Annotated in this window: 16 protein-coding genes, 1 tRNA gene and 1 pseudogene; 16 read left to right on the plus strand and 2 right to left on the minus strand. The window is 64.5% G+C overall.

Going from position 1 to position 21660, the window contains the following annotated elements:
- From SMD10_RS23035 to SMD10_RS23055, 5 genes are all read left to right on the plus strand, one after another.
- Window positions 1-127: EF-Tu C-terminal domain-related protein (locus tag SMD10_RS23035; RefSeq protein ID WP_331688051.1), on the plus strand; the 127-nt coding region annotated here is incomplete at its 5' end.
- 78 nt (window positions 128-205) lie between these two features.
- A complete protein-coding gene (locus tag SMD10_RS23040) occupies window positions 206-1183 on the plus strand; it encodes a glycosyltransferase family 2 protein (RefSeq protein WP_331688092.1) in 978 nt (325 codons plus the stop codon).
- Window positions 1173-2792 carry a hypothetical protein gene (locus SMD10_RS23045; protein WP_331688093.1) on the plus strand — a complete coding sequence of 540 codons (1620 nt, stop codon included), beginning with the start codon at window positions 1173-1175 and terminating at the stop codon, window positions 2790-2792. Before SMD10_RS23040 ends, SMD10_RS23045 begins: the two co-directional genes overlap by 11 nt.
- The gene (locus SMD10_RS23050; RefSeq protein WP_331688094.1) at window positions 2789-3754 is read left to right on the plus strand and encodes a lysylphosphatidylglycerol synthase transmembrane domain-containing protein; all 966 of its coding nucleotides are present in this window, start codon (window positions 2789-2791) and stop codon (window positions 3752-3754) included. The genes SMD10_RS23045 and SMD10_RS23050 overlap by 4 nt, the downstream gene beginning before the upstream one ends.
- 4 nt (window positions 3755-3758) lie before the next feature.
- Window positions 3759-5552, plus strand: coding sequence for a hypothetical protein (locus SMD10_RS23055; RefSeq protein ID WP_331688095.1), 1794 nt, complete (start codon window positions 3759-3761; stop codon window positions 5550-5552).
- Window positions 5553-5640: 88 nt separating this feature from the next.
- Here the strand turns inward: SMD10_RS23055 and SMD10_RS23060 are convergent, their stop codons facing one another.
- Together SMD10_RS23060 and SMD10_RS23065 are read right to left on the minus strand one after the other, a co-directional pair.
- On the minus strand, window positions 5641-6666 hold the full coding sequence (locus SMD10_RS23060) for a glycosyltransferase (protein ID WP_331688096.1): 1026 nt from the start codon (window positions 6664-6666) through the stop codon (window positions 5641-5643).
- A 100-nt stretch (window positions 6667-6766) separates the two neighbouring features.
- Complete coding sequence (locus SMD10_RS23065) at window positions 6767-7882, minus strand: glycosyltransferase (RefSeq protein ID WP_331688097.1); 1116 nt, start codon at window positions 7880-7882, stop codon at window positions 6767-6769.
- A 291-nt stretch (window positions 7883-8173) separates the two neighbouring features.
- Here SMD10_RS23065 and SMD10_RS23070 point away from each other — a divergent pair, with 291 nt between their 5' ends.
- The 11 genes and pseudogenes from SMD10_RS23070 to SMD10_RS23120 all read left to right on the plus strand — a co-directional run.
- The gene (locus tag SMD10_RS23070) at window positions 8174-8956 is read left to right on the plus strand and encodes a 3-deoxy-manno-octulosonate cytidylyltransferase (RefSeq protein WP_331688098.1); all 783 of its coding nucleotides are present in this window, start codon (window positions 8174-8176) and stop codon (window positions 8954-8956) included.
- Window positions 8957-9069: 113 nt separating this feature from the next.
- Window positions 9070-9145 (plus strand) — tRNA-Trp (locus SMD10_RS23075).
- A 121-nt stretch (window positions 9146-9266) separates the two neighbouring features.
- Entirely contained in the window at window positions 9267-9467 is a 201-nt protein-coding gene (gene secE, locus SMD10_RS23080) for a preprotein translocase subunit SecE (RefSeq protein WP_331688099.1), read from the plus strand.
- 21 nt (window positions 9468-9488) lie between these two features.
- Window positions 9489-10019: a transcription termination/antitermination protein NusG gene (gene nusG / locus SMD10_RS23085; protein WP_331688100.1), complete on the plus strand. Its 531-nt coding sequence runs from the start codon at window positions 9489-9491 to the stop codon at window positions 10017-10019.
- Window positions 10020-10168: 149 nt separating this feature from the next.
- Window positions 10169-10597, plus strand: a complete 429-nt coding sequence (gene rplK, locus SMD10_RS23090) for a 50S ribosomal protein L11 (RefSeq protein ID WP_331688101.1) — start codon at window positions 10169-10171, stop codon at window positions 10595-10597.
- 4 nt (window positions 10598-10601) lie between these two features.
- Window positions 10602-11306 (plus strand): 50S ribosomal protein L1, encoded by a 705-nt coding sequence (gene rplA / locus SMD10_RS23095; protein WP_331688102.1) that lies wholly within the window; start codon window positions 10602-10604, stop codon window positions 11304-11306.
- Between the two features lie 345 nt (window positions 11307-11651).
- Window positions 11652-12170: a 50S ribosomal protein L10 gene (rplJ, locus tag SMD10_RS23100; protein WP_331688103.1), complete on the plus strand. Its 519-nt coding sequence runs from the start codon at window positions 11652-11654 to the stop codon at window positions 12168-12170.
- A 51-nt stretch (window positions 12171-12221) separates the two neighbouring features.
- On the plus strand, window positions 12222-12599 hold the full coding sequence (gene rplL / locus SMD10_RS23105; protein WP_331688104.1) for a 50S ribosomal protein L7/L12: 378 nt from the start codon (window positions 12222-12224) through the stop codon (window positions 12597-12599).
- 273 nt (window positions 12600-12872) lie between these two features.
- A complete protein-coding gene (gene rpoB, locus SMD10_RS23110; protein ID WP_331688105.1) occupies window positions 12873-17015 on the plus strand; it encodes a DNA-directed RNA polymerase subunit beta in 4143 nt (1380 codons plus the stop codon).
- 132 nt (window positions 17016-17147) lie between these two features.
- Window positions 17148-21344 (plus strand): DNA-directed RNA polymerase subunit beta', encoded by a 4197-nt coding sequence (gene rpoC, locus SMD10_RS23115; protein WP_331688106.1) that lies wholly within the window; start codon window positions 17148-17150, stop codon window positions 21342-21344.
- Between the two features lie 200 nt (window positions 21345-21544).
- Window positions 21545-21660, plus strand: a pseudogene (locus SMD10_RS23120) (IS200/IS605 family transposase); the annotation flags it as partial.

The following is a 21660-nucleotide window of genomic DNA, read 5'->3' on the forward strand; positions in this document are numbered from 1 at the left end:
GGGCGACAACGTGACGATGGACGTGACGCTGATCGTGCCGATCGCGATGGAAGAGAAGCTGCGCTTCGCCATCCGCGAAGGCGGCCGCACCGTCGGCGCCGGTATCGTCTCCTCGATCGTCGAGTAGAACTGGGTCAGCCAGTCGGAGCCCGGTCCGGTCCCCCGGGCCGGGCTCTTTTCTATTGCGCCTCGAGAGGGGAAAATCGTGAAGCTCGTCATCCAGATCCCCTGTTTCAACGAGGAGGCGACGCTCGGCGAAACGCTGGCCTGCCTGCCGCGCGCGGTGGAAGGTTTCGACACGGTCGAATGGCTCGTGATCAATGACGGCAGCACCGACCGCACGGTCGAGGTGGCGCGCGAGGGCGGCGTCGACCACATCGTCGACATGCCCATCAACCGCGGCCTGGCGCGGGCCTTCACCGCGGGCATCGAGCGCTCGCTGCAGGTCGGGGCGGACGTCATCGTCAACACCGACGCCGACAACCAATACAATGCCGACGATATTCCGGATCTCGTCCGGCCGATCCTGGAGCGGCGCGCGCAGCTGGTGGTCGGTACCCGGCCGATCGCCGACATCGACCATTTCTCGCCGCTGAAGAAGGTGCTGCAGCGCCTCGGCAGTTGGGTCGTCCGTTTCACCTCCGGCGCCGCCGTCGAGGATGCGCCGAGCGGCTTTCGCGCGATCTCGCGCGACGCGGCGATGCGGCTCAACATCTTCGATTCCTACACCTATACGATCGAGTCGATCATCCAGGCCGGCCGCAGCGGCGTGCGCATCGTGTCGGTGCCGATTCGCGTGAACGGCGAGACCCGGCCGTCGCGGCTGATCCGCAGCATTCCGCGCTACATCGTCCGTTCCAGCATCTCGATCCTGCGCTCGCTTTTCGTCTACAGGCCGGGCCAGACCTTCTTCAATCTGGGCCTGCCGCCCTTCGTGATCGGCGCCTTTCTGTGTCTGCGCTGGCTGATCTTCTATTTCGACGGCAGTGATCGGGCGCGCGTGCCGAGCCTCGTCGCCGCAGCGATCCTGCTGATCCTGGCGTTCCTGTGCTGGCTCTGTGCGCTGCTCGGCGAACTCAGCCGGATCAATCGCCGGCTGCTGGAAGACACGCAATATCGTCTCCGTCGTGCCGAGTACGGGCCGGGCTTCTCGGAGCGGGGCCAGACCTCCCATGCAGATTGAGACGGTCCGCGCAGCCATCGCGGAGCGGGTGCTGGCCGAGGTTCCGAAGCTCTTCACCCTGCTCGACCGCACGCCGGTCAGCCCGACCTATGGCTGCTTCGACCGGGCCTATTGGCACTACCGGATGATGGATTTTCCCTGCGGCATGTCGCAGGAATTCGTGCTGCCGCTGGCTCTCGTCTGGTCGATGGATGATCTGCCGGGCAACCGCTATCATCACGATCCGGCTCTCTATGCCTGGATCGTCGCCGGCATCCGCTATGCCGCGCGTTCGGCCCACTCGGACGGGTCCTGCGACGACTACTACCCCTTCGAGCGTGCGGCGGGAGCTGCGGCTTTCTCTCTTTTTGCCTGTTTCGAGGCCGTCGACATCCTGGGGCTCGGAGCCGACGAGGAGATCGACGGCTTTCTTCTCAAGCGCGCGCGCTGGCTCGCCGAGCATCGCGAGAGCGGGCACCTGTCCAACCACGAAGCACTGATCGTCTCCTGCCTGGAGCGGGCCCGCGTCCGCTTCCCCGACGCCGGATTCGAGACGACGCTTCAGGATCGGCTGGCGCGGCTTCTGTCCTGGCAGGACGACGAGGGCTGGTTCGGCGAATATGGTGGCGCCGATCTCGGCTATCTGTCGCTGACGATCGGCCTGCTGGCCGATCTCGACCGGCGGCGGCCCGACCTCGATCTGCGCCGTCCGATCGCCGCCGCGATCGATTTCCTGGCGCATTTCGTCCATCCGGACGGCACGGTGGGCGGCGAATATTCCCATCGCACGACGCTCAATTTCTTCCCCTTCGGCTTCGAGATCGCCGGTGCGTGGCATCCCCGCGCGCTCGCGGTCAACGACTTGGCGTTGCGGCCGCTCGTCGATGGGCGCACGCCCTGCTATTCGGACGATCGGATCATCGGCCATCACCTTTGGGGCTGGCTGCTGACGCTGAAGAATTTTCAGGAAGAGCGCCCCGCGCAGCCGCTGCTGCCGACCGAGCCGCGAAGCTGGTTCCCGCATTGCGGTTTGATCGCCGAGCGCCGGGACGATGCCATGCTCGTCGCGGCATTATCGCGCGGTGGCGTCTACAAGGTCTTCAAGGACGGGAGCCAGGTCGCCAGCGACACAGGGGTGACCATGCGAATGCGCGACGGGCGCGTCGCGGTGATGCATCTCGGCCGGTCAGAGGCGCAGGTCGCCGATGACGGCTTCGAATGCGCCGGGTCGATGGCCTGGGCCAAGGGCGCACGCCTGACCCCTGTCAAGACCGTCATCCTGCGCGTTCTGATGCTGTCGTTCGGCCGCTTCTTCCCCGACCTGGTGCGCCGGCTTTTGCAGAAGGTCCTCGTCACCGGCGCGAAGGAGGCCCCGTTTCGCTTCCGCCGCCGGTTCGAGCGCAGCGCGGCCGGCTGGGTGGTGCGCGACGAGATCACCGCGGAGAGCGGCTGGCAGGACGTCGCCATGGCCGGCATCTCGGGTCATCAGACATCGAATACGACGATCATGGCTCGGGTCTTCCAGGACGCGCAGTTGCAGCCCTTTCGCGATCTGACCGACGAGGTGCGGCGGCTCGGCGAAAGCGATCGGCTGACCGTCGTGACTCATATTGCGGATTTAGTGTCGTGAAAAAGCTGGTCGGCCTGATCGTCAGCGCCATCATCCTGGCACTGCTCTATGCATTCATCGATGTCGATGCGCTTTGGGCCGCGATGCGGGCGGCCGATCCTGTCTGGCTGACGGCCGGCATCCTGTTCGTCGTGCCGTTGACCCTGCTCACCGCCTGGCGGCTGACGCTGGTCGCCGCCGGGACGCGGCTCGGCTTCTTCGAATCGAACCGGCTGATTCTGGCCGCCAGCACGCTGAACATGTTCCTGCCCTCCAAGCTCGGTGATCTGGCCAAGGGGCATGTTCTTTCGCGGCGTCACGGCATGCGGGCGAGCCTCGCCTTTGCCGTCGTGGTGCTGGAGAAGGCGCTCGACATGATGTCGCTTCTGGTCTGGGGCGTCTTCGGCCTGCTCGTCGTCGGTGCCGACCGGCCGCTGATGCTGCTGTTCCTGCTGCCGGTCGGTGGCGGGCTCCTGCTGCTGGCGCTGATGATCTCGCCGCTGCCGCTGCTGCCCTTCATCCTGAAGCATTTCGGGCGGATCCTGCCGACGCGCATCGCGACGGCGGTCGGGGCATTCTCGGACAGCTGGCAGGCGATGACCGACTGGTTCTGGCGTTCGCGCGGGCATGCCCTGAACGTCATTCTGCTGTCGGTTGTCATCTGGGGCGCGCATCTCTTCCAGTTCTGGCTGTTCTGCCGGGCCCTCGGCGCGGCCGTGCCGATTCTGGAAAACGCGGCCTTCGCCACCTTGTCGATCCTTGTCGGTCTGCTGCCCTTCACCTTCGCCGGCGTCGGCACGCGCGACGCCGCGATCGTGTTCTTCTATGCCCCCTATCTGTCGCCCGGTGCCGCCGCCGTGCTCGGCCTTCTCGCCACGTTGCGCTACGTGCTGCCGGCGGTCGGAGGCGCTCCGTTCGTTGCCGATTTCGCCGGGCTGACGACCAGAGGCCGCCCCGAGATGGGAAGAGATCAAGGAGCTTAGCGCCGTGCATCTCTCGTCCTGGGACGCCTACGACCGATCCGGCCGACCCTCCGCTTTGGCGCTCTTCTTCAAGGACCGGCTGTCCCGCCGCGACGAGGAGGGGCTGTGGCTCGCCCTGGCCGTTGCGCTCGGCCTAGTGGTGTCGATCGGTTTCCTCAGGAACGCCGTGGAAAGCGGGGCGTGGTCGCTGCAGGACGACGCCGACATGTTCCTCTCCTGGATGGGACGATGGGACGATCCGTCCCTGCTCCGCGGCGATCTCATCGCGGACTACTGGTCCTCCGCCACGCCCTGGTTCTTTCGCGGCGTCTACTACGCGGCCTGGCTCGTCGGCCTGCCTCCGGTGCTGTTCGCCAAGATCCTGCCGGCCGTCCTCTTTCCCGTTCTCGCCTATTTCTGCTTTCGGTTCCTGCGCGCCATCCAAGCGGAGCCGCTGGTGGCCTTCATCGCCACGGCCCTCGTCCTGTTTCTGTTCGCGCGCGAGGGCGGCGGGATCAGCATTACGATCGGCAGCGCGACGCCGCGCGCCTTCTGGCCGCCCCTGCTGTTCGTTGTCCTGGATGGTCTGGCGCGCCGCCGCATATGGCAGACGGCGCTGGCCCAGCTGCTGTTGGCGGGGTCCTATCCGCAGGCCGTCATGGTGACCTCGGGGATGATCGGCCTCACGCTGCTGGACCCGACACGGTTCTTTGCGCTGGACCTCAGCCGTCGCAGGCTGACGATCGTGGGTGTCTGCGCGCTGGCCACGATCGCCGGGATCTTGCCGTTCGCCGCCCGCAACGAGGCGTTCGGCCCGGTCGTCACCATAGAAGAGGCCAGGGAGATGCCGACGTTCCAGGCTACGGGGCGGGGCTATCTTTTCGAGCCGGACGGATCGATGAACCTCACCTGCGGCGAGCGGCTCGGGCTGTTGCCACGGTTTTGCGACGACGCGGGCGACCCCATGTTCTGGGTGCATCTGGGCTTGGCGCTGTTCGGGCCGATCGTTCTGTTCGCGCGCGCTTTCGGCCGATCGGGCCGCCCGGACGACGACAGAATGCGCTCGGCTCTGCCGCTCTATCTGGCGCTCTCGTCGTTTTTCTGGTTCGGCGTCGCGTCGCTGCTCATGTTCCGGCTGCATCTGCCGAGTCGATATACGAACTCGCTCTACGTGCTCGAATATCTGCTGCCGATCGCCCTGGTGCTCGAATGGGTGCGCAAGCCGGGCTTCCCGAACTGGCTGATCGAGCGCCGCAGCGGCCGCATGATCATGATCGTCGGCGTGTTCGCGACGCTGCTGTTGGCCGTGCTCGCCGACGCCAATGTCCGATCGAGCTTCGGCTCGCCGAAGGATATGCGGCTGATCCAGGCCATCCGGGCGCTGCCGAAGGACGCCGTCGTCGCCGGGTTCGTGAAGGACCTCGACTTTTCGCCGGTGTTCACCAACCGCTCGACGCTGTTCAACCGCGAACTCGCGGTCGCATACCAGCTCGGGTATTTCCTGCCGCTGATGCAGCGCATGGCCGACATGCGCGACGCCATGCTGACCCACGATCCAGCGGTTCTGGCCGACCGGCTCGAGAGCAACGGCGTCGATCTGCTGCTGGTGCCGGAGACGATGCTCTCGGAGCCGCAAATCCCCGGACAGTTTCGGGGCTTCTTCGGGCCTGAGCTGGCGGCGATGGAGGCTGAGGCGGCGGAAGGCCCGACCGCGCTGGCGCGCCTGGCGGAGCGGTGCGCGCCCGATCGCTATGTCGACATCGAGGACATGAGCATCCTCGCTTTTGACGCAGGCTGCCTCGTTCGGGAGGCCGGCTGACCGCCGGACCGGAGGCGAACCTCGAGGCTTGGCAATTCGCTGACGCAGGGCGTACAGGGAGCCTCGGCCTCGAAGCCGCGGCGGGCGTTCAGGCTTGCGTCTGGCCCTTCTTCTTGCGCTCAGCCATTTCCTCGATCAGATCCAGCCATTGCGAGCAGATGGCGTCCTCGGAGAAGCTTTCGAGATAGCGCGCGCGTGCCCCTTCGCCGAGCCGTGCGGCGAGGGTGGGATCGGTCGCGACCTCGCCGATGGCGCTGGCCAGCGCCGGGACGTCGTCGACCGGCACCACGCGCGCGTTGACCCGGTCCTGAAGGAACCAGCTGACGCTGGCGCCGCTGGTCGTGACGATCGGCTTGCCGGCCGCTGCGGCTTCCAGCAGGGCGTTGCTGGTGCCCTCCCGGCGCGAGGGCAGGACGAAGATGTCGGCCGCCTTGAGCAGGGCGGACACGTCGTTGCGCCAGCCGAGAAACTCGACCCGGTCGGCGACACCCACCTCCGCAGCCAGCGCGCGCAAGGCCGTCGGATCGCCGGACCCGGCGATCCAGAGCGTCGCGTCGACGGAGGGCAGGGCACGGATCAGCGTATCCAGCCCCTTCTGCTCCGTCAGCCGCGCCGAGGTGAACAGCAGGCAGCCCGGCACGGCGCTGCGATCGGCGGCCGGTTCGTTGGAAATCTCGGCGAAATTGGCGATGAAGCGGGCGTCCGATCGGCCCGCCCCGTGCGCGTGTTCGGTCAGCTCCGGCGAATTGGCGACGATCAGGTCGCAGCGGCTGAACTGCTTGATGTCGTAGAAGAGGCCGACGCGCCCGATCAACAGGTGCGAGCCGGTCGGTGCGTTGCGCGCGGCGCGAACTTTCCACGCCACCAACGCGTCGGGCCGCTCCCGCTCGACGATTTTGCGAAGCCGCCAGAGCGAAAAGAATTTCCACGGATGGGAGAAGTTGAGCGTCGTGTAGGGGACGCCGTGATCGGAAAAGTATCTTTCCCGATCCGGATGCGGACCCATGATCATGTGCTGCGGATGGCCGCGTTCGTGCAAGGCGCGCCCCAACCGCGCGTAGAAGACCTCGGTGCCGCCGCGACCCGCGCTGAACATGAGCTGAATGATCTTCATCGAAACTCCAAAGCCAAATCGCTGCCGCGTCGGTCCGACGACCGCCAGCCGCCGAGCCACCGATCATGCCGACGCCCGAGGGAAAGGCCGACAAACGTCGTCAGGACCACAGCCGCATCCGGCCGAGACGCGGCCCCGAGCCGGTCGAGGCCATCGCCTCCAGTTCGTCGAGTGCATGGTCGAGCGTGAAGCGCTCGTAGAGCCAGGCCTCGATGGGGTAGGGCTCGGCGAGGATGTCGGCGATGTTGCGCGACAGCGCCGGCGCATCGCCGGGCGGCGAGAGATAACGCCTGTAGCGACCAGTCAGAATTTCCGCGGGACCGCTGCGACAATCGGTGGAGATGGCCGGTGTCCCGCAAATCAACGCCTCGACAAGCACATTCGGAAAGCCCTCGCGGTCGGAGGACAGAACCAGAGCGGCGGCAGCCCTCATGAAGGGATAGGGATTCTGCCGGTAGCCCAGGACCGTCACTTGCCCGGTCAGGCCATGCTCGTCAATCAATTCTCGCAGCGCCGGCGTGTCCTCGGTCAGGAGCAGAAGCCGAATCGGTCGATCCAGCGCGCGCACCGCCTGAAACAGGACGTCGAGGCGCTTGGCGCTGGCGAAGCGTCCGGCGAAGAGCAGGAACGGTTCGGCCGGAACGTCGGGCTCGGTCTGCTCGGCGCGCTGGCGAATCGTGTCGATATCGTAGGCGTTGTAAAGCAGCCGCGCCTCGGCGGGACGAGCCCCGAGGTCTGCCAGGTCGTCGATGACGCCCTGCGAGACGCCGATGACGCGCTGGCGGTCGTAAAGGTCGACGTAGAGCTTCCGGCGCCGACGCATCCTGCCGGGCCGGCTGCTATCGCCGAGCAGTTGCGTCGTGGCGATGTGAATCCAGTACCGGGCGTTTTCCACGCCGGCCATGGCGACCAGGCGATCCGTGCCGGTCAGTGACGAGGAGAAGAAATCGATCGGGCCGATCTGCGCCTGTTGTCGGATCCAGCGGCGAATCGAACGCGCCAGGAGGAAGCGACCGAACGCGCCGTGGGGATATTTCTCCACCGGACGATCGACGGTCGCGACGTCGACATCGGTCGGAACGTCGATCTCGGCATGGCGGACCATGGTCAGGATCGTAACGTCGTGGCCGCGGCGCCGCAGTCCCTGCGCAAGACGCACTCGGCTGAAGGACGGGCCGTTCGTGGTCAGCCGTGTGATGGCGAAGACGAAGCGCATTCTAGTAGCCTGTCCGCCGATTGCAGGCACGTGCGTCGATCATCGAAGCCCCATGGGTTTGCTGCCGCGGAGCCCCTATATGGGACGAAGCCGCGTCGCGCGGATACGGAAACAGCGGCGATCGCCCCACAAGCTCTCGCCGGTGCCGGTCGCCGAGAGCCTGATCCGCCCAATCCAAGTCGCCGCAGCGCGGCGGGCGAGACTTGCTGGCGGCCACGGGCGGCGTTATTGCGCCTGTGCTGGCGTCTGCGGAAATGGTGCAGCCAATTGAACTCGACACAAGAGACACAGTTGAACTCGGGGCAGGGGTTGCTGCACGACACACTCGCTTCCTACAGCGCAATCGTCGTCGTCGCCAACAGCGAGGCGGCGGAGCTGACAGAATTGCGGCGGGCGCTCCCCCAAAACACGCTGTTCATCTTTTTCAACGAGGCCTCGCGCGTGCTGGCCGAACCGTTCGATGGCTCGGCGGTGCTGGTCGCGCGCAGCGGCGTGCGCGGACCGGCCGTCGTGCGCAAGGGCAAGATGGACAAGATCCTCGCCCGTTTTGCGCCCGGCGCGCTTGATCGGGTCGTCGATCTGCGCGTCGCCGAGATCGAAACATTCGTGCCGGCGGAGGGATTCAAGTTTCCCGCTGTCGAGTTTCTGGACCTCGTGGCCCATTTCTCCGCCCTCTATCCCGGCGGCAAGACGCCCTCCAGCGGCTATGCCATGGCCGCCTGGATCGCCTCGCTCGGCCTCGATTGCGATCTCGTGCTGTGCGGCTTCACGGCGCGCCGCAGCGACAAGTGGAAGGTGTTCGACGTCCACGACTGGGCCTTCGAGCAGGTGGCGTTGCGGCTGTTCGAGCGCAAAGGCCTGGCCCGCTTCCATCCGCCGGCCCAGCTGCGGCCGACGCCCGTCGAGGCGCTGGAGCGCCAGTTTCCCGACCTGCAACGCCGCGACATTCTTTCGCTCGGCTACGAAGTTCTGAGCCAACGCATCGAGCACACCAATCTGTTCATCGATCGGCTGTGGTCGCTCACGCGGTTTTCGCGGCTCGTCCGGCGCGGTCTCCAGATCTTCCGCCGCTGAGGAGAGTACGGCCGAGGGTTCCGTCGACGAACGCGCAGGCACTCTTGCGCGACATCGTTTTTCCAGAGTCACTTGCGCGCTGAGGGAATCGGCTTTATTGGGCTCGCCAGCGTAGGGGTATAGCTCAGTTGGTAGAGCGGCGGTCTCCAAAACCGCAGGTCGGGGGTTCGAGCCCCTCTGCCCCTGCCAATCGCAAAAGAATGTTCCCACGGGGTTGAGAATCGATCCCGGGGCGTTTATTTGTTGTACGGAATTTTATGGCGCGTGGGGCGAGTGGAGCTCCTGACGCGCCTAATGCCATGGGCGGCGTATGGCCACGAAGACGAATCCATTCAGCTTTCTCCAGCAGGTGCGCTCGGAGGTGGCCAAGATCACTTGGCCGACGCGGCGGGAGACCACCATCTCGACCGTCATGGTGCTGGTTATGGTCGTTTTGGCGGCCGCCTTCTTCTTCGTGGCGGATCAGGCGCTGGGCTATGGCGTCGGTCTGATCATGTCGGCCGGCCGCTGAGACGGGAGTGCATTGGAATTCATGACGGCTCGCTGGTACATCGTCCACGCCTATTCGAATTTCGAAAAGAAGGTCGCCGAATCCATTGAGGAGCAGGCGCGCCTGAAGGGGCTGTCGGACAGGTTCGAGAAGATTCTGGTGCCGACCGAACGGGTCGTCGAGGTTCGGCGCGGCCGCAAGGTCGATTCCGAGCGGAAGTTCTTTCCCGGCTATGTGCTGGTGAAGGCCGAGCTTACCGACCAGGTGTTCTCGCTGATCAAGAACACGCCGCGCGTGACCGGTTTCCTGGGTGCTGAAAACCGCCCGGTGCCGATTTCCGATGCCGAGGCCGAGCAGATCCTCAGTCAGGTCCAGGACGGCGTGGAGCGGCCGAAGCCCACCGTGAGCTTCGACATCGGCGAGCAGGTGCGGGTCTCCGACGGGCCGTTCGCCTCGTTCAACGGCATCGTTCAAGAGGTCGATCAGGAGCGCACGAGGCTGAAGGTCGAGGTTTCGATCTTCGGGCGGGCGACGCCCGTCGATCTGGAATTCGGTCAGGTCGAAAAGGTCTGATCGAAAGGAGAGGCGGGATCCCGTCTCCCATCATGCGGAAGATGGGTCGGCTTTTGCCGGTCGGATACCATCGCACCGCGTGGACTGCAAAGGCCGCTGTGAGCGGCTGAAAGCCGGGTTGTCCGGCATCCATATAAAGGCAGGAACCAATGGCAAAGAAAATTCAGGGCCAGCTCAAGCTGCAGGTCCCGGCCGGTTCGGCGACCCCGTCGCCGCCGATCGGTCCCGCGCTTGGTCAGCGTGGCATCAACATCATGGAGTTCTGCAAGGCGTTCAACGCGCAGAGCCAGGAGATGGAAAAGGGTTCGCCTGTTCCGGTGGTGATTACCTACTACCAGGACAAGTCGTTCACCTTCGTCATGAAGACGCCGCCGGTGAGCTTCTTCCTCAAGAAGGCCGCGGGCATCAAGAGCGGCTCCAAGGCTCCGGGCAAGGACGGCGCCGGTTCGGTGACGCGCGAGCAGGTGCGCGACATCGCCGAGAAGAAGCTGAAGGATTTGAACGCGAACGACGTCGAGGCGGCCATGGCCATGGTCGAAGGCTCGGCGAAGTCCATGGGCCTGGAAGTGGTGGGCTAAGACGATGGCGAAGATCGGAAAGCGTATCACCAAGGCCCGCGAGGGCGTCGATCGCAACAAGCTCTATGCTGTGGACGAGGCCGTCTCGCTGCTGAAGGATCGGGCCGCCGCGAAGTTCGACGAAACGATCGAAGTGGCAATGAATCTCGGTGTCGATCCGCGCCATGCCGACCAGATGGTGCGTGGCGTCGTGAACCTGCCGAACGGCACCGGCAAGTCGGTGCGTGTCGCGGTGTTCGCGCGTGGCGACAAGGCGGACGAAGCCAAGGCGGCCGGTGCCGACATCGTCGGTGCCGAGGATCTGGTGGCCGAAGTCCAGGCCGGCACCATCAATTTCGATCGCGCGATCGCGACGCCGGACATGATGGCGCTCGTCGGCCGTCTCGGCAAGATCCTCGGTCCCCGCGGTCTGATGCCGAACCCGCGTGTCGGCACCGTGACGCCGGACGTGACCGCCGCCGTCAAGGCGTCGAAGGGCGGTGCCGTGGAGTTCCGCGTGGAGCGTGCAGGCATCGTCCATGCCGGCGTCGGCAAGGTCAGCTTCGACGCCAAGGCGTTGGTCGAGAACGTGCGCGCCTTCGCCGACGCGGTGCAGAAGGCCAAGCCGTCGGGCGCCAAGGGCAACTACGTCCAGCGCGTGGCGCTGTCTTCGACCATGGGTCCCGGCATCAAGGTCGATCCGTCGACCCTGCACGAGCCGGCGGCCTGATTTGAAATTTCCGCGAGCCGTGGCATCTGCCGGGGCTTGCGGACCAGTTCCGGGGCGTTCGTCCCGGGATGGTGGAACCTGACGGTTCCGCCGCTCCTGTCCGAGATTGCGGGCGTACTCCGGTCCACCGGAGTCATAATCGCCAGACAGCCCGCATGAGACGGGGAAAACCGAATTCTCCGGGTTTGCCCGGACCTTCGGTTCGAACCTCTGAATGCCTTGCGCCGCCCGTCGGTTCCCGACTGGTGCAAGGGGACAGGATCCTCGAGCGTCGCCCGTTGTGCGGGTGGCAAAAGGCAACCGGCGAGTGTTCCTGATCGGACATTCGCCAAATGGAGAGAGGCAGTGGACAGAGCGGAAAAACGCGAATTCGTCACGCAGCTGCACGAGACCTTCAAGGCCTCGGGGTCGGTGGTCGTGGCCCACTATGCCGGTCTCACGGTCGCGCAGATGAACGATCTTCGTTCCAAGATGCGCGCATCCGGAGGCACCGTCAAAGTCGCGAAGAACCGCCTCGCCAAGATCGCTCTTCAAGGCACCGACGCCGAACCGATTGCTGGCCTGTTTCAGGGCCAGACGCTGATCGCCTATTCAGACGATCCGGTCGCGGCGCCGAAGGTGGCCAACGACTTCGCCAAGGGGAACGACAAGCTCGTCATCCTCGGTGGAGCGATGGGAACCACGGCTCTGGATGCAGACGGCGTGAAGGCTTTGGCCACCATGCCGTCGCTGGACGAGCTGCGAGCCAAGCTGGTCGGCATGATCAATACGCCGGCCACGCGCATCGCGGGCGTCCTCCAGGCGCCTGCGGGTCAGCTCGCACGCGTCTTCGGAGCTTATGCCAAGAAGGACGAGGCGGCGTGAGGACGGTTCCTCGTTGCACACTCACAAGTTCGAATCTGAAGGAAGTGAAAAATGGCTGATCTTGCCAAGATCGTGGAAGACCTCTCGTCGCTGACCGTCCTCGAGGCGGCCGAGCTGTCGAAGATGCTGGAAGAGAAGTGGGGCGTCTCCGCCGCCGCGCCGGTGGCCGTCGCCGCCGCGGGTGGTGCTGCCGCTGCCGCCGAGCCGGTCGAGGAAAAGACCGAGTTCGACGTGATCCTCGCCGAGGCTGGTGCCCAGAAGATCAACGTCATCAAGGAAGTGCGCGCTCTGACCGGTCTCGGCCTCAAGGAGGCCAAAGATCTCGTCGATGGTGCGCCGAAGCCGGTCAAGGAAGGCGTGTCCAAGGACGAAGCCGACAAGGTCAAGGAGCAGCTTGAAAAGGCTGGTGCCAAGGTCGAGATCAAGTAGTTGGCGCTTTCGCGCCAATGCTGAAAATGCTGGTGAAGCGGGACGGCGGTTTTGCCGTTCCGCTTTCCGCGCTCCCAGGGGAGCGCATGACTGGGGTGCTCGAATGACGACCCCGCGTGTTCCTACAGCCGGCGGCTGTGCGAAGACGCGGGCCATGTATCGGGCCGGTTGGTTGATCTAGTCCGCTGCGGTGCCGCCGCAGCGGGATCCTCGCCAAGAGGATTGTGATTGAAGCCCTTCCGCCAAGGGCGATGTCGAGAGCAAGGAGCGACGATGTCTCAGACGACGACGTTTAGCGGTCGTAGGCGCGTGCGCAAATTCTTCGGGTCGATCCCCGAAGTTGCCGAAATGCCCAACCTGATCGAGGTCCAGAAAGCCTCCTACGATCAGTTTCTGATGGTCGACGAGCCGAAGGGCGGACGGCCGGAAGAAGGCCTGCAGGCGGTTTTCAAGTCGGTTTTCCCGATTTCCGACTTTTCCGGACAGGCGATGCTCGAATTCGTGACCTACGAGTTCGAGGCGCCGAAGTTCGACGTGGACGAATGCCGGCAGCGCGACCTGACCTATGCCGCGCCGCTGAAGGTGACGCTGCGCCTGATCGTGTTCGATATCGACGAGGATACCGGCTCCAAGTCCATCAAGGACATCAAGGAGCAGGATGTCTACATGGGCGACATGCCGCTGATGACGTCGAACGGCACGTTCATCGTCAACGGCACGGAGCGCGTCATCGTCTCGCAGATGCACCGCTCGCCGGGCGTCTTCTTCGACCATGACAAGGGCAAGAGCCACTCCTCGGGCAAGCTGCTCTTCGCCGCTCGCGTCATTCCGTATCGCGGCTCCTGGCTCGATATCGAGTTCGACGCCAAGGACGTGGTCTACACGCGCATCGATCGGCGTCGCAAGATTCCCGTGACCTCGCTGCTGATGGCGCTGGGCATGGACGGCGAGGAGATCCTGTCGACCTTCTACAACGTCATCCAGTTCGAAAAGGACGCGGATGGCTGGCGCGTGCCGTTCTCGGTCGAGCGCGTGCGCGGCCAGAACGCGGCGGTCGATCTCATCGATGCCGATTCCGGCGAGGTGCTGGTCGAGGCCGGCAAGAAGGTAACGGCCCGCCAGGCCCGGCAGATGAAGGAAAAGGGCGTTAAGGCCCTGCGCGCCACCGACGAAGACCTCTACGGCAACTATCTGGCCGAGGACATCGTCAATTACGAGACGGGCGAGGTCTATCTCGAAGCCGGCGACGAAATCGACGAGAAGACGCTGAAGGTCCTCGTCGATGCCGGCTACGACGAGATCTCGGTGCTCGACATCGACCACGTGACCGTGGGCGCCTACATCCGCAACACGCTCGCCGCCGACAAGAACGAGAGCCGCCAGGACGCGCTGTTCGACATCTATCGAGTGATGCGCCCGGGCGAGCCGCCGACGATCGAGACGGCGGAAGCGATGTTCCATTCGCTGTTCTTCGACGCCGAGCGCTACGACCTGTCGGCCGTCGGTCGCGTCAAGATGAACATGCGTCTCGACCTCGACGCCGAGGACACCGTGCGCGTGCTGCGCAAGGAGGATATCCTGGCGGTCGTCAAGACGCTGGTGGATCTGCGCGACGGCAAGGGCGAGATCGACGACATCGACAATCTCGGCAACCGCCGGGTGCGCTCGGTCGGCGAGCTGATGGAAAATCAGTACCGCGTCGGCCTGCTGCGCATGGAGCGTGCGATCAAGGAGCGCATGTCGTCGGTCGAGATCGACACCGTGATGCCGCAGGACCTGATCAACGCCAAGCCGGCGGCCGCGGCCGTGCGCGAGTTCTTCGGATCCTCGCAGCTGTCGCAGTTCATGGATCAGACCAATCCGCTGTCGGAGATCACCCACAAGCGCCGTCTGTCGGCACTTGGACCGGGCGGCCTGACCCGCGAACGCGCCGGCTTCGAGGTGCGCGATGTGCATCCGACGCATTACGGCCGGATTTGTCCGATCGAGACGCCGGAAGGGCCAAACATCGGCCTTATCAATAGCTTGGCGACGTTTGCTCGCGTGAATAAGTATGGCTTCATCGAAAGCCCTTATCGCCGCGTAGTCGACGGCCAGGTGACCAATGAGGTCGTCTACCTGTCGGCAATGGAGGAATCGAAGCACCACGTCGCCCAGGCGAACGCCATCCTGACGGACGACAACCGGTTCCAGAACGAGTTCGTGGTCTGCCGTCACCAGGGCGACGTCTTCATGACGCCGCGCGACAATGTCGACCTGATGGACGTCTCTCCCAAGCAGCTCGTCTCTGTCGCCGCGGCGCTGATCCCGTTCCTGGAGAACGACGACGCCAACCGCGCTCTGATGGGCTCGAACATGCAGCGCCAAGCGGTGCCGCTGGTTCGCGCCGAGGCGCCCTACGTCGGCACCGGCATGGAGCCCGTGGTGGCGCGTGACTCGGGCGCTGCCATCGGCGCACGCCGCACCGGCGTCGTCGACCAGGTCGACGCCACGCGTATCGTTATCCGGGCGACCGAGGATCTGCAGGCCGGCAAGTCCGGCGTCGACATCTACCGGCTGATGAAGTTCCAGCGCTCCAACCAGAACACCTGCATCAACCAGCGTCCGCTGGTGGCTGTGGGTGACCGGGTGCAGAAGGGCGACATCATTGCCGACGGTCCGTCGACCGATCTGGGTGATCTGGCGCTCGGCCGCAACGTGCTCGTCGCGTTCATGCCGTGGAACGGCTACAACTACGAGGACTCGATCCTGCTCTCCGAGCGGATCGTCGCCGACGACGTCTTCACCTCGATCCACATCGAGGAGTTCGAGGTGATGGCCCGCGACACCAAGCTCGGGCCCGAGGAGATCACGCGCGACATTCCCAACGTGTCGGAAGAGGCGCTGAAGAACCTCGACGAGGCGGGCATCGTCTATATCGGTGCCGAGGTTCAGCCGGGTGACATCCTGGTCGGCAAGATCACACCGAAGGGCGAGAGCCCGATGACGCCGGAAGAAAAGCTTCTGCGCGCCATCTTCGGCGAGAAGGCCTCCGACGTGCGCGACACGTCGAGCCGCATGCCTCCCGGGGCCTACGGCACGGTCGTCGAGGTGCGCGTGTTCAATCGGCATGGCGTCGAGAAGGACGAGCGTGCCATGGCGATCGAGCGCGAGGAGATCGAGCGTCTCGCCAAGGATCGCGACGACGAGCAGGCGATTCTCGACCGCAACGTCTATGGTCGTCTGACCGAGATGCTGGACGGCAAGACGGCGGTGGCCGGGCCCAAGGGCTTCAAGAAGGGCGGCGATCTGTCGCCCGACGTGATGGCCGAATATCCCCGCTCGCAGTGGTGGATGTTTGCCGTCGAGGACGAGAAGCTGCAGGGCGAGCTGGAAGCGCTGCGCAACCAGTACGACGAGTCCAAGAAGATGCTCGAGCAGCGCTTCATGGACAAGGTCGAGAAGGTGCAGCGCGGCGACGAACTGCCCCCGGGCGTCATGAAGCAGGTCAAGGTCTTCGTCGCGGTGAAGCGCAAGATCCAGCCGGGCGACAAGATGGCGGGCCGGCACGGCAACAAGGGTGTCGTGTCGCGCATCCTGGCGGTCGAGGACATGCCGTTCACCGAGGACGGCACGCATGTCGACATCGTGCTCAATCCGCTCGGCGTGCCGAGCCGCATGAATGTCGGTCAGATCCTCGAGACGCATTTGGGCTGGGCCTGCGCCGGCATGGGCAAGAAGATCGGCGAAATGCTGGAAGCCTACCAGCAGACGCGCGATGTCGAGCCGCTGCGCCATGAACTGGTCGACATTCTCGGCGATAATGATCGCAACGAGCCGGTCAAGACCTACGACGAGGAGTCGGTGGTCACCTTGGCCAAGCAGATGAAGAAGGGTGTGTCGATCGCCACTCCGGTCTTCGACGGCGCGCACGAAGGCGAGATCGTCGAGATGCTGGAAAAGGCCGGTCTCAACGGCTCGGGCCAGGTGACGCTCTACGACGGGCGCACCGGCGATGCGTTCGACCGTCAGGTCACCGTCGGCTACATTTATATGCTGAAGCTGCATCATCTGGTGGACGACAAGATCCACGCCCGTTCGATCGGCCCCTACAGCCTGGTTACCCAGCAGCCGCTGGGCGGCAAGGCGCAGTTCGGCGGCCAGCGCTTCGGCGAGATGGAGGTCTGGGCGCTCGAAGCCTACGGCGCTGCCTACACGCTGCAGGAGATGCTGACGGTGAAGTCGGACGACGTGGCGGGCCGCACCAAGGTCTACGAGTCGATCGTGCGCGGCGACGATGCGTTCGAGTCCGGTATTCCGGAAAGCTTCAACGTGCTCGTCAAGGAGATGCGTTCGCTCGGCCTCGATGTTGACCTGGCCACCCAGGCGGCGCTGCCCGGCGCGGCTGCGGACAAGCTGCCGGACGCGGCCGAATAGGCGCCCTGTCTTTGGCCGTTAAGACGGCTTTTTGGCCGGCGCGTCATCGCGCCGGCTCGCCTTTCTGAAGTTTTCTGGCGCCAGCCTGGTCTGGCGCGTCGGGGCCCGCCCGCCCCATAAGGAGAAAGCCCGATGAACCAAGAGGTCATGAATCTCTTCAATCCTCAGGTGCAGGCGCAGACGTTCGATTCCATCCGGATCTCGCTGGCGAGCCCGGAAAAGATCCTTTCCTGGTCGTTCGGCGAGATCAAGAAGCCCGAGACGATCAACTACCGGACCTTCAAGCCGGAGCGCGACGGCCTGTTCTGCGCCCGGATTTTTGGCCCGATCAAGGACTACGAGTGCTTGTGCGGCAAGTACAAGCGCATGAAGTACAAGGGCATCATCTGCGAGAAGTGCGGTGTCGAGGTGACCCTCAGCCGCGTTCGCCGCGAGCGCATGGGCCATATCGAGCTCGCCGCGCCCGTCGCCCACATCTGGTTCCTGAAGTCGCTGCCGAGCCGCATCGGAACGCTGCTCGACATGACGCTGAAGGATATCGAGCGCGTTCTCTATTTCGAGAACTACATCGTCATCGAACCGGGCCTGACCTCGCTGAAGGAGCATCAGCTCCTCTCCGAGGAGGAGTACATGATCGCCGTCGACGAGTTCGGCGAAGATTCCTTCACGGCGCTGATCGGCGCCGAGGCGATCCAGGAACTGCTGGCGGCGATGGATCTCGACAAGATCGCCGGCGACCTTCGCGCCGAACTGGCGGAGACGACCTCTGAGCTGAAGCAGAAGAAGCTCATGAAGCGTCTCAAGATCGTCGAGAACTTCCTGGAGTCGGGCAACCGGCCGGAATGGATGATCATGCAGGTCGTCCCGGTGATTCCGCCGGACCTGCGTCCGCTCGTTCCGCTCGACGGCGGCCGTTTCGCGACCTCGGACCTGAACGATCTCTACCGCCGCGTCATCAACCGTAACAACCGTCTGAAGCGGCTGATCGAGCTGCGCGCGCCCGGCATCATCATCCGCAACGAGAAGCGGATGCTGCAGGAGGCCGTCGACGCGCTGTTCGACAATGGCCGGCGCGGCCGCGTTATCACCGGCGCCAACAAGCGTCCGCTGAAGTCGCTCTCCGACATGCTGAAGGGCAAGCAGGGCCGCTTCCGTCAGAACCTGCTCGGCAAGCGCGTCGACTATTCCGGCCGCTCGGTCATCGTGACCGGTCCCGAGCTGAAGCTGCACCAGTGCGGCCTGCCGAAGAAGATGGCGCTGGAGCTGTTCAAGCCGTTCATCTACGCGCGGCTTGACGCCAAGGGCTATTCCTCGACCGTCAAGCAGGCCAAGAAGCTGGTGGAGAAGGAGCGTCCGGAGGTCTGGGACATCCTCGACGAGGTGATCCGCGAGCATCCGGTTCTCTTGAACCGCGCGCCGACGCTGCACCGTCTGGGCATTCAGGCATTCGAGCCGACCCTGATCGAGGGCAAGGCGATCCAGCTGCATCCGCTGGTCTGCACCGCCTTCAACGCGGATTTCGACGGCGACCAGATGGCCGTCCACGTGCCGCTGTCGATCGAGGCGCAGCTCGAAGCGCGCGTCCTGATGATGTCGACCAACAACATCCTGCATCCGGCGAACGGCCAGCCGATCATCGTGCCGTCGCAGGACATGGTTCTCGGCCTCTACTACCTCTCGATCATGAACGAGAACGAGCCGGGGCAGGGGATGGCGTTCTCCGACATCGGCGAGCTGGAGGCCGCGCTGTTCTCCAAGGCGGTGACGCTCCACACCAAGATCAAGGGCCGCTTCAGGACGGTGGATGCCGACGGCAACATGGTCTCGAAGATCTATGAGACGACGCCTGGGCGTCTGCTCATCGGCCAGCTGCTGCCGAAGAACGTCAACGTGCCGTTCGACATCTGCAATCAGCTGATGACCAAGAAGAACATCTCCAAGATGATCGACACGGTCTATCGCCATTGCGGCCAGAAGGACACGGTGATCTTCTGCGATCAGATCATGCAGCTTGGATTCCGGCACGCCTGTATCGCCGGCATTTCGTTTGGCAAGGACGACATGCTGGTTCCGGAAACCAAGCCCAAGATGATCGCCGAGACCCAGGCGCTCGCCAAGGAATACGAGCAGCAGTACAACGACGGCCTGATCACCCAGGGCGAGAAGTACAACAAGGTGGTCGACGCCTGGGCCAAGTGCACCGACAAGATCGCCGAGGAGATGATGCGCCGCATTCAGGCGGTCGAGTTCGACGACAACGGCCGTCAGAAGCCGATGAACTCGATCTACATGATGTCGCACTCCGGCGCCCGTGGCTCGCCGACGCAAATGCGCCAGCTGGGCGCCATGCGCGGCCTGATGACCAAGCCGTCCGGCGAGATCATCGAGACGCCGATCATCTCGAACTTCAAGGAAGGCCTGACCGTGCTCGAGTACTTCAACTCGACCCACGGAGCCCGTAAGGGCCTGGCGGACACCGCCTTGAAGACGGCGAACTCGGGCTACCTGACCCGCCGTCTCGTCGACGTGGCGCAGGACTGCATCATCACCGAGACCGATTGCGGTACCGAAAACGGGCTGACCATGCAGCCGATCGTCGACGCCGGCCAGGTGGTGGCGACCGTCGGTCAGCGCGTGCTGGGCCGTACGGCGCTGGAAGATGTCGTCCATCCGGTGACGGAGGAAGTCATCGTCCAGGCGGGACAGCTGATCGACGAGCGCGACGTCGAGGCCATCGAGAAGGCCAACATCCAGTCGGTCAAGATCCGCTCGCCGCTGACCTGCGAGGTGCGCACCGGCATCTGTGCCGCCTGCTACGGTCGCGATCTGGCGCGCGGCACGCCCGTCAATATGGGCGAGGCCGTCGGCGTCATCGCGGCGCAGTCGATCGGCGAGCCGGGCACCCAGCTCACCATGCGCACCTTCCACATGGGCGGCACCGCGCAGGTGGTCGACCAGTCGTTCCTGGAGGCCTCCTACGAGGGCACCGTCCAGATCCGCAACCGCAACGTCGTGCGCGATTCGGACGGCAAGCTGGTGGCCATGGGCCGCAACATGGCGGTGCTGATCCTCGATCAGGCCGGCAAGGAGCGGGCTTCTCACCGCATCGCCTATGGTTCGCGCATCTATGTGGACGACGGCGACACGGTGAAGCGCGGCCAGCGCATCGCAGAGTGGGATCCCTACACCCGCCCGGTGCTGACCGAGGTCGAAGGCACGATCGAGTTCGAAGACCTGGTCGAGGGCGTGTCGGTGTCCGAGCAGACGGACGAATCGACCGGCATCACCAAGCGTGCGGTCATCGACTGGCGGGCCAGCCCGCGCGGTCAGGACCTCAAGCCGGCGGTCGTCATCCGCAAGGACGACGGCTCCATCGCCAAGCTGGCGCGTGGCTCGGACGCCCGTTACCAGCTGTCGGTCGATGCGATCCTGTCGGTCGAGCCGGGCTCCAAGGTCAAGGCCGGCGACGTGTTGTCGCGCGTTCCGATGGAAAGCGCCAAGACCAAGGACATCACCGGCGGTCTGCCGCGTGTGGCCGAGCTGTTTGAGGCGCGTCGTCCGAAGGACAATGCCGTGATCGCCGAGATCGACGGCACGGTGAAGTTCGGCCGCGACTATAAGAACAAGCGGAGGATCGTCATCGAGCCGCATGAGGACGGGGTCGATCCGGTCGAGTACCTGATCCCGAAGGGCAAGCCGTTCCACCTGCAGGAAGGCGACGTCATCGAGAAGGGCGACTACATCCTCGACGGCAATCCCGCGCCGCACGACATCCTGGCGATCCGCGGCGTCGAGGCGCTGGCCGCCTACCTGGTCAACGAGATCCAGGAGGTCTACCGGCTGCAGGGCGTGTTGATCAACGACAAGCACATCGAGGTGATCGTTCGCCAGATGCTGCAGAAGGTCGAGATCACCGAGCAGGGCGATTCCGGCTACATTTCGGGCGACCACGTCGACCGGATCGAACTGGCCGAAATCAACGAGCGGCTGGAAGAGGAGGGCAAGAAGCCCGCCGCAGGCCTGCCCGTGCTGCTCGGCATCACCAAGGCCTCGCTGCAGACGCCGTCCTTCATCTCGGCGGCCTCCTTCCAGGAGACCACGCGCGTGCTTACCGAGGCGGCGGTCGCCGGCAAGGTCGATGCGCTGCAGGGCCTGAAGGAGAACGTCATCGTCGGCCGTCTGATTCCCGCGGGCACCGGCGGCACGATGACCCAGATTCGCCGAATCGCCACGTCGCGCGACGACCTCATCCTGGAGGATCGCCGCAAGGACGAGCAGCCGGCGGAAATGGACCGTTTGTTGGCCGAGATGCCGAATCCGGCCGAATGACATAGGTCTTCGGATAACGAAAATCGCGGGGGCCGCCTTCGGGCGGCCCCCGTCAGACTGCTGACGAACCCCGTCATTTTGGCGGGGTTTATTTTCATCGAAAAAAACCTCCACCTCTGGTGGAGGAGCAGATGGGTTCGACACCGTATAAAAGAAACCTCCGTGCTTGAGCCACGAAGTGGGCAAGAGCGGAGGTCATAGTGGACGATAACCATCTATCCCACTCGACGTGGGACTGCAAATATCACCTCGTATTTGCAAGTAAATACCGAATGAAAAGGCTTTATGGAGAGTTGCGCCGTGAATTGGGCGATCA

Origin of the sequence: Consotaella aegiceratis, assembly GCF_036541425.1 — a bacterium.
Classification (GTDB): Bacteria; Pseudomonadota; Alphaproteobacteria; order Rhizobiales; family Rhizobiaceae; genus Consotaella; species Consotaella aegiceratis.

What these genes read in the sequence shown, in the direction of transcription:
- nusG (WP_331688100.1), top strand. Translation starts at nt 9,489, where the DNA reads ATGACGGCTCGCTGGTACATCGTCCACGCCTATTCGAATTTCGAAAAG.
- SMD10_RS23065 (WP_331688097.1), bottom strand. Translation starts at nt 7,882, where the DNA reads ATGCGCTTCGTCTTCGCCATCACACGGCTGACCACGAACGGCCCGTCC.
- rplA (WP_331688102.1), top strand. Translation starts at nt 10,602, where the DNA reads ATGGCGAAGATCGGAAAGCGTATCACCAAGGCCCGCGAGGGCGTCGAT.
- rpoC (WP_331688106.1), top strand. Translation starts at nt 17,148, where the DNA reads ATGAACCAAGAGGTCATGAATCTCTTCAATCCTCAGGTGCAGGCGCAG.
- rpoB (WP_331688105.1), top strand. Translation starts at nt 12,873, where the DNA reads ATGTCTCAGACGACGACGTTTAGCGGTCGTAGGCGCGTGCGCAAATTC.
- secE (WP_331688099.1), top strand. Translation starts at nt 9,267, where the DNA reads ATGGCCACGAAGACGAATCCATTCAGCTTTCTCCAGCAGGTGCGCTCG.
- rplK (WP_331688101.1), top strand. Translation starts at nt 10,169, where the DNA reads ATGGCAAAGAAAATTCAGGGCCAGCTCAAGCTGCAGGTCCCGGCCGGT.
- rplL (WP_331688104.1), top strand. Translation starts at nt 12,222, where the DNA reads ATGGCTGATCTTGCCAAGATCGTGGAAGACCTCTCGTCGCTGACCGTC.
- SMD10_RS23045 (WP_331688093.1), top strand. Translation starts at nt 1,173, where the DNA reads ATGCAGATTGAGACGGTCCGCGCAGCCATCGCGGAGCGGGTGCTGGCC.
- SMD10_RS23060 (WP_331688096.1), bottom strand. Translation starts at nt 6,666, where the DNA reads ATGAAGATCATTCAGCTCATGTTCAGCGCGGGTCGCGGCGGCACCGAG.